Raw genomic sequence first — 7,261 nt, forward strand, 5'->3', positions numbered from 1 at the left:
CTGGGCTTGCCATCAAATCTTTCAGCAATTGGCGTTAAAGAAGATCATATTGATACATTGGCGTCACTTGCTATTGCAGATTTCTGTCATCCAAACAATCCAAAACCTGTCACTGAAGCTGACTTTAAATCAATTTATAAAGGTGCCCTATAGAATATGTTGAAAATTGGAATAAGTGCATGCTTCATGTATAAGGAGCCTTCTCGGATTGTGTTTGGTCCTAAAAATTTGGCCTATGTGGAATGTGATATGTTCAGTTATGTGTCACAAAAAGGTATTCTTCCAGTATTGCTGCCAGACCTACCCATGAGTCAATTAGAGGATATCTTGGCAGAACTAGATGGATTTGTTTTTCAAGGTGGAACAGATTTGGCTCCGGAAACTTATAATGAGACGCCTATAGTACCCGGCAAATGGCTGGGTGATGCCTATAGGGATACCTATGAAATGAGGATAATGGAATACGCTGTTAAGCATCATAAGCCGGTTTTGGCAATTTGTAGAGGCTTCCAGTTGATGAATGTGTGTTTTGGTGGTAACTTATACCAAGATATCTCTATGCAGAAACCGGAGGCCATGCAGCACAGGGATGCTGAGAAATATGATTCCTTGGTTCACGAAATTGTTTTTGAACCAGGTAAAACCTTGGATTTAATTTATGATGATACTGATCGGGCTGTTGTAAATTCTGTTCATCATCAAGGCGTAAAAAGCATAGGGAATGGTTTGGAGATCTTGGCCGTTAGCAAAAATGATGGAATAATAGAAGCCCTGCAAAACAAAGAAGGAAATGTGTTAGGAGTGCAATGGCACCCTGAGTTTTCGGTGGGTAAAGGAGCTCCATTATTGGACCCCTTAAAACTGTATGAATATTTTATAGAAAAAGTTAAAAATCAATAAGAATGGAAATTATCAACCCTGCTACCGAAGGTGTTATAAAACATTTAAAAGAAGATACTGCCGTTGAAGTTAGTAGTAGAATTGCTGCGCTAAAAGAAGGACAAATTAAGTGGGCACGTGTGCCTTTGGAAGAGAGAGTTGCCATTATTAAAAAATATGGTGACCTAGTGATGGACAATTTGGAGGAATTGACACTTATATTAACTTCCGAAACAGGTAAACCTATTCAGCAAGCTAAAAATGAAATCACAGGAGCGCAAAATCGAATCGCACATATTCAAAAGGATGCATTGAAATACCTCAAGAAGGAAGTCATTACTGAAGAAGGAGATACGCGAGAAGAAATCTCTTTTGAGCCCCTGGGGGTAATTGCAAATATTTCTGCTTGGAATTTCCCTTATAATGTTGGTTACAACGTGTTCTTATATGCTTTGCTGGCGGGCAATGCAGTGGCCTATAAGCCATCAGAATACGCTGCCCTCACTGGGCTTAAGTTTAGAGAACTGCTTTGGGAAGCCGGCATTCCTAAGGATGCTTTTGAATGTTTTATTGGTGGAGCTGAAGTGGGGGAGTTATTGCTAGAGGCAGACCTGGATGGTTACTTTTTTACAGGTTCTTATAAAACCGGAAAGTACATTGCCCAAAAAGTGGCTTCGAAACTAGTTCCTGTTCAGTTGGAACTCGGCGGAAAAGACCCTTTGTATGTAATGAATGATGTGGCGGATGTGAAACAAGCAGCCATCAATGCAGCAGAGGGAGCATTTTATAATAATGGTCAAAGTTGCTGTGCGGTGGAAAGAATATATGTTCATGAAGACATTTATGATGCATTTGTAGAGGCTTTCGTAAGTGAGGTTTCTACTTATAAAATTGGGGATCCATTGGCAGAGGAAACCTTTATAGGCGCACTCACCAGAAAAGATCAAATGAATTTCATCCTTTCTCAGATAGCTGATGCCAAGGAAAAAGGTGCCAAGTTACTCACAGGAGGAAAACAATGGGGAGAAAAAGGGTATTTCCTAGAACCGGCGGTATTGACTGAAGTCAATCACAGTATGGAGCTTATGAAAGAGGAGTCTTTTGGACCTGTTATCGGCATTCAAAAAGTCAAAAATGATGAAGAGGCTCTTAAATTGATGAAAGACACTGCTTTTGGTCTTACTGCAGCCGTATTCTCAGGTGATGAACCAAGGGCCAAACAATTGTTAGAAAGTTTGCCTTCAGGAACAGTCTATGTCAATTGTTGTGATAGGGTAAGCCCAAATCTCCCTTGGACTGGGAGGAAAAATTCCGGTTTGGGAGTGACCTTATCTTATATGGGCATAAGGGCATTTACCCAGCCTAAAGCGTATCAATTGAGGGGGTAGCCGGCTTTAAATCTAGCGATCTTTAGTTTTAGTAATAATTCTTTTGATTTTCATTCAAGTTCAGTCTTTATTAATTTATTGGCTTAGTAGAGAATTAACCATTTGGCAATAATCTATCTCTACGGTTTGCTCCGTAAAACTTTAATTTTACGCTTGAGCAAAAGAAAATTGGAGACTAAAGCGGATGGATTATCCCATAGTATAACTATCAGGATTAAGATTTTATTAGTGTTTTATATCGTATTTAAATTATGAATGAGAACAGAAGAGATTTTCTGAAAAAAGCAGCACTTTTTTCCGGAGGCATGGGACTATGGGGAGTTTTACCTGCTTCCATAGAAAAAGCCATGGCCATTAATCCGGACCCCGGAACTACCTATCTTGACGCAGAGCATGTAGTCTTATTGATGCAAGAAAATCGCTCCTTTGACCATTGTTTTGGTAAATTAAAAGGAGTTAGAGGATACAATGACCCAAGGACCATTTCATTGCCTAACAAAGACAAAGTTTGGATTCAAAGAGACAATCAAGGAAATGCTTTTACTCCTTTTAGGTTTAATATAAATGAGACCAAAGCGACCTGGATGAGTGATATTCCTCATTCTTGGGAAAATCAAGTAGATGCGCGAAATAACGGAAAGTATGACGGTTGGATTGAAGCCAAGAGACCCGGAAGAAAAGAATACAAACATGTACCGATGACCATGGGTTTTTATGAAAGGCAGGACATTCCATTTTATTATGCCTTTGCAGATGCATTTACTGTTTGTGACCAACATTTTTGCGCAGCCCTTACCGGTACCACTACCAATCGAAATTATCACTGGGCTGGAAAAACGGTAGGGAAAGTTGGTGAAAAGCCTCTGGTAAGAAACGGAGAGCATACTTACGGAAAAGAAGTGGAGTGGAAAACCTTTCCTGATCGCTTGCAAGACAATGGCGTGTCTTGGAAGGTATACCAAAATGAGGTAAGTTTACCTACCATGTTGGAAGGTGATGATAGGTCTTGGCTTGCAAATTTCACAGACAATAACCTGGAATGGTTCAAACAGTTTGAGGTTCGCTTTACTCCGGGACATTATGAGTTTTTAATACACAAACAAAATAGCCTGCCGGCTGAAATTTCAAAGTTAGAAGCTTCCCTTAAGGAAGCAGTGGAAACCGATAAAGCCGGTATTAAAAAAGAAATCGCTTCCAAAAGAGAGGCCCTTGTTTTTGTCAAAGCGTCCATAGAGAAATTTGGGCCTAAGGCTTTTGAAAAGCTAACACCTCGGGAAAAGGAAATGCATCAGCGCGCATTTACAACGAATATTGCAGATCCTGATTACCACAAAACGGAAGTCTTGGAATATGAGGAAGATGGAGAAAAAAGAGCGACTAAAATTCCTAAAGGAGATATTTTTCACGAATTTAGAAAGGATGTAAACTCCGGTAAGCTCCCCACAGTTTCGTATTTGGTCGCACCAAAAAACTTCTCAGACCACCCGAGTGCTCCTTGGTATGGGGCTTGGTATGTTTCAGAAGCTTTGGAGATTCTAACTAAAAATCCTGAAGTTTGGAAAAAAACTATTTTTATCCTGAATTATGATGAAAATGACGGGTACTTTGATCATGTACCACCATTTGTTCCACCAAAACCTAATGACCCTACAACAGGTAAAGTTTCCAATGGAATAGACGCCAGAACAGAATTTGTATTCAAAGAACAAGAGGAAAATTATCCAGGCATGGATGCAGAAGATGTGCGTGAAAGTCCTGTTGGATTGGGATATAGGGTGCCTTTAATTGTGGCTTCGCCTTGGAGTAGAGGTGGATGGGTCAATTCTCAAGTTTGTGATATTTCTTCCACCATTATGTTTATGGAAAAGTTTTTATCCCATAAAACGGGGAAAAAAATTGAAGAGGAGAATATCAGCTCTTGGAGAAGAACCATAAGTGGGGATCTTACTTCAGTATTTAGACCTTTTAATGGAGAAGAAATTGATCTACCTAATTTCCTAACCATGGAAGGGCATGTGAAGAAAATTCTTAATGCAAGTTATAAAGACATTCCTGACAATTTTAAAATTTTAACCGATAGTGAAATAAGTCAGGTAAATAACAATCATTTACAATCACCATTATTGCCAAAGCAAGAGCCTGGAACCAAACCCTCCAATGCCCTTGCCTATGAATTGTATGTGGATGGGGAGATTGATGGTTCCCGAAAAGCCATTGTGCTAAACTTAGAGGCATCGAAAAAGAAATTTGGCGACAAAGCGCTAGGAGCACCGTTTTTGGTCTATGCACCCGGATCATATAGAAATCCTAAAACTAGTGCCTATGAGTCCGCAATGAATTGGTCTTTTGCAGTAAAAGCAGGGGACGTATTGGATTATGAATGGCCTTTGGATGCTTTTGGGGGAGAGATGTATCATCTGCAGGTATATGGCCCAAATGGTTTCTTCAGAGAGTTTAAGGGCAATAAAAATGATCCCAAATTGTCTTTGGTATCTTCGTATACGGCAGATGGTGGCGAAAGTAAAAACGGTGTTTACTTAATAGAAATTGAAAACATTTCTAATGTAGTATTATCAGTGAAGGTGACTGATAATGCCTACAAACATGGTGAAAAATCCATAGACCTCAAGCCGAGAGAGAAAAAGCCTGTACGCGTGCCAACGGTAAAAAGCCAAGGTTGGTACGATTTTACCTTGGTTGCACAAGGAAATAAAGCTTTTAGTAGACGGTACTGTGGACGCATAGAATTAGGAAAAGACAGTATCTCAGATCCATTGATGGGAGGAGAGTTGTCCATTGACCTGAGCTAAATTTCCCTCTATTAAATTGATTCCTGAGGCTTAATTTCAATTTTACCAGTACAATAAAAAGGACCTTTTCTATGTATTTGAAAAGGTCCTTTTTTATTCGTTCACTATTTGATGAAATATTTATTCTTCTACAACTGTTACTTTTCCGGCCTCATAAACCACTTGTTTGTAATCTGCACTATTGTACCCATGGTTGGTTACCAGAATCGTTAAGTCAAATTCTCCAACTTCTTTATAGGTATAGGAAGTGTACCAACCGGTTTCTCCCAAGGCGGTTTTAAAACCTCTTGCTTTTACGAGTCCATAATCAGAGTAATAATCACTTACAATTAGCACGGGATTGCCGAACATATCCAAAGAGTCTGTTTCCGTATTTACTTTCTTTACGATTCTACGTTCTCCCCCCGGCCAAACTGTAGCAATGTCCGCATCAGTATTCACTACAAAACGGAAGGCTTTGTTCACCGTAGGTTGAGTGATTAAAGAATCATTTCCTTCTATATCCATCATGTACATTTCTACGCTTTGAACGGTAGGATTGGGCACAATGTCTTCCTGTAAACAGGAAAAAAGAACCAATGGGGCAAGCATGCCCATGAGGATTAAATTATATGTCTTTTTCATTTTCTTATATTTTATTTAGTAGCCTGGGTTTTGATTAAGTGAAGCATCCTTTTGAATCTCAGTAACCGGGATAGGTAACAAAAGCTGGTATTCTTCAATTGGTTCTGTAGTAAATATTCTGGCATCAAAACCAACCACATTCATTAGTGCCCAGGAGATTTTTTCTACTGCTTTTCCGGTTCTTACCAAATCAAAAAACCGATGTCCTTCAAATGCCAATTCAACCCTTCTTTCATGTAAGATTTGTTCAATATCGAGTTGGTCCACAGTCAAACCTTTCAAACCTGCTCTTTCTCTTACCCTGTTAAAGTAGGGTAGGGCTTCACTTGCTTTATTATTCGCTACCAAGGCTTCACCATACATCAATAATGCATCTGCATATCTTGTGACCATATAATTAAAATCGGTACCTGTGATGTTGTATTGTGCTAAGGTGCTTGTTTCCGGGGTAAACTTTTTAGGCCAAGGTTGTAATTCTGGGCTTCCCCCTTCCAGTTTACCTGAATCTAAGGTAGTATTGTATCTTGTCCAATCAGGTTCATCAATCCAGTCATTGTCTTCCACAAATTCTTGCATAAAATTGAACATAACAATTGGCCCACCCCCTGAAGCAATGCCGTACAGGTATCCATTTTCGTTGGTCATCCATTTAAAGAGAAAGTTAGGTTGACCCAAAGTCGCATTATAATTGATCTCAAAAATGGATTCATCGTTGAATTTGTTATCCGGCTTATGAATGGCATCAAAATCATTTAATAAAGAATAATTGCCTGCCTCTTTGTCTACGATCAGTCTTTTCAATACGGCTTCAGCTTGTGTAGGATTATTCATCGTTAAATGAACCTTTCCCAAAATTGTCATAGCAGCTCCTTTGGTAGCCCTGGCTTCTTCTCCTTGCAAACCAACGTCATCCTTTTTCAAACAACCGGCAATGGCTGCTTCCAAGTCAGGAATAATCACAGAAGAATAAATCTCGTCTATTGAAGTCCTTCCTATACCGATGGCCTGGTTTGGGTCGTCTAATCTTTCCACTACTTTTGGAACATCTCCATAAAGCCTAACTAGGTTAAAATAAGCCAAAGCTCGCAGGAATTTAGCTTCTGCTTGGTAGACTTTCACCAACTCTTCCTCATCAGTATTCAATGGGGTATAATTGTCGATTATGTCAATAATATTATTAGAGTTGACAATGACTTTATAATGGTCTCTCCAAAAATTGGAACGAGAATTTCCAGTATTCTTTTTCATCAGGTAGTCATTGCTCTGCCATAACACATCTTTTCCATCGTCAGAAGAGATTTCCAAATATTGAGGAACCTGATTCCGGGAGTATATATTTTGAAAAGGTGCATAGCAAGCTGCCAAACCGGCTTTTATTTCTGAAGGGTTGTTATAAAATGCTCCTGTGGAAAGTGCATCCTCAGGTTGCCTGTCAAGAAATTCTTCCGAGCAAGAGAAGAGGAGGCTAACTATTATAAGTAGGTTTAATATTTTTTTCATGATTTAGAGTTTTTTACAATGCTAAGCTGATTCCTAAACTGATGGTCCTGGCCAAAGGAT

6 protein-coding genes are annotated in these 7,261 nt (G+C 39.3%); 4 read left to right on the forward strand and 2 right to left on the reverse strand.

What is annotated here, in order from left to right; translation table 11 throughout:
• Positions 1-6 precede the first annotated feature (6 nt).
• The 4 genes from AAC037_RS15675 (at position 7) to AAC037_RS15690 (ending at position 5,077) form a co-directional block, all read left to right on the forward strand.
• On the forward strand, positions 7-153 hold the full coding sequence (locus tag AAC037_RS15675) for a hypothetical protein (protein WP_339903867.1): 147 nt from the start codon (positions 7-9) through the stop codon (positions 151-153).
• A 3-nt stretch (positions 154-156) separates the two neighbouring features.
• The gene (locus AAC037_RS15680) at positions 157-900 is read left to right on the forward strand and encodes a gamma-glutamyl-gamma-aminobutyrate hydrolase family protein (protein WP_339903862.1); all 744 of its coding nucleotides are present in this window, start codon (positions 157-159) and stop codon (positions 898-900) included.
• Between the two features lie 2 nt (positions 901-902).
• The gene (locus AAC037_RS15685) at positions 903-2,267 is read left to right on the forward strand and encodes an aldehyde dehydrogenase family protein (protein ID WP_339903863.1); all 1,365 of its coding nucleotides are present in this window, start codon (positions 903-905) and stop codon (positions 2,265-2,267) included.
• A 251-nt stretch (positions 2,268-2,518) separates the two neighbouring features.
• A complete protein-coding gene (locus AAC037_RS15690; protein ID WP_339903864.1) occupies positions 2,519-5,077 on the forward strand; it encodes a phospholipase C, phosphocholine-specific in 2,559 nt (852 codons plus the stop codon).
• Positions 5,078-5,197: 120 nt separating this feature from the next.
• Here AAC037_RS15690 and AAC037_RS15695 read toward each other — a convergent pair whose 3' ends face one another.
• Both AAC037_RS15695 and AAC037_RS15700 read right to left on the reverse strand, forming a co-directional pair.
• On the reverse strand, positions 5,198-5,701 hold the full coding sequence (locus AAC037_RS15695; RefSeq protein WP_339903865.1) for a hypothetical protein: 504 nt from the start codon (positions 5,699-5,701) through the stop codon (positions 5,198-5,200).
• A gap of 15 nt (positions 5,702-5,716) precedes the next feature.
• Positions 5,717-7,201 (reverse strand): RagB/SusD family nutrient uptake outer membrane protein, encoded by a 1,485-nt coding sequence (locus AAC037_RS15700; protein ID WP_339903866.1) that lies wholly within the window; start codon positions 7,199-7,201, stop codon positions 5,717-5,719.
• Positions 7,202-7,261 lie beyond the last annotated feature (60 nt).

It is taken from the genome of uncultured Cyclobacterium sp., from assembly GCF_963976465.1.
In the GTDB taxonomy this organism is placed as follows: domain Bacteria; phylum Bacteroidota; class Bacteroidia; order Cytophagales; family Cyclobacteriaceae; genus Cyclobacterium.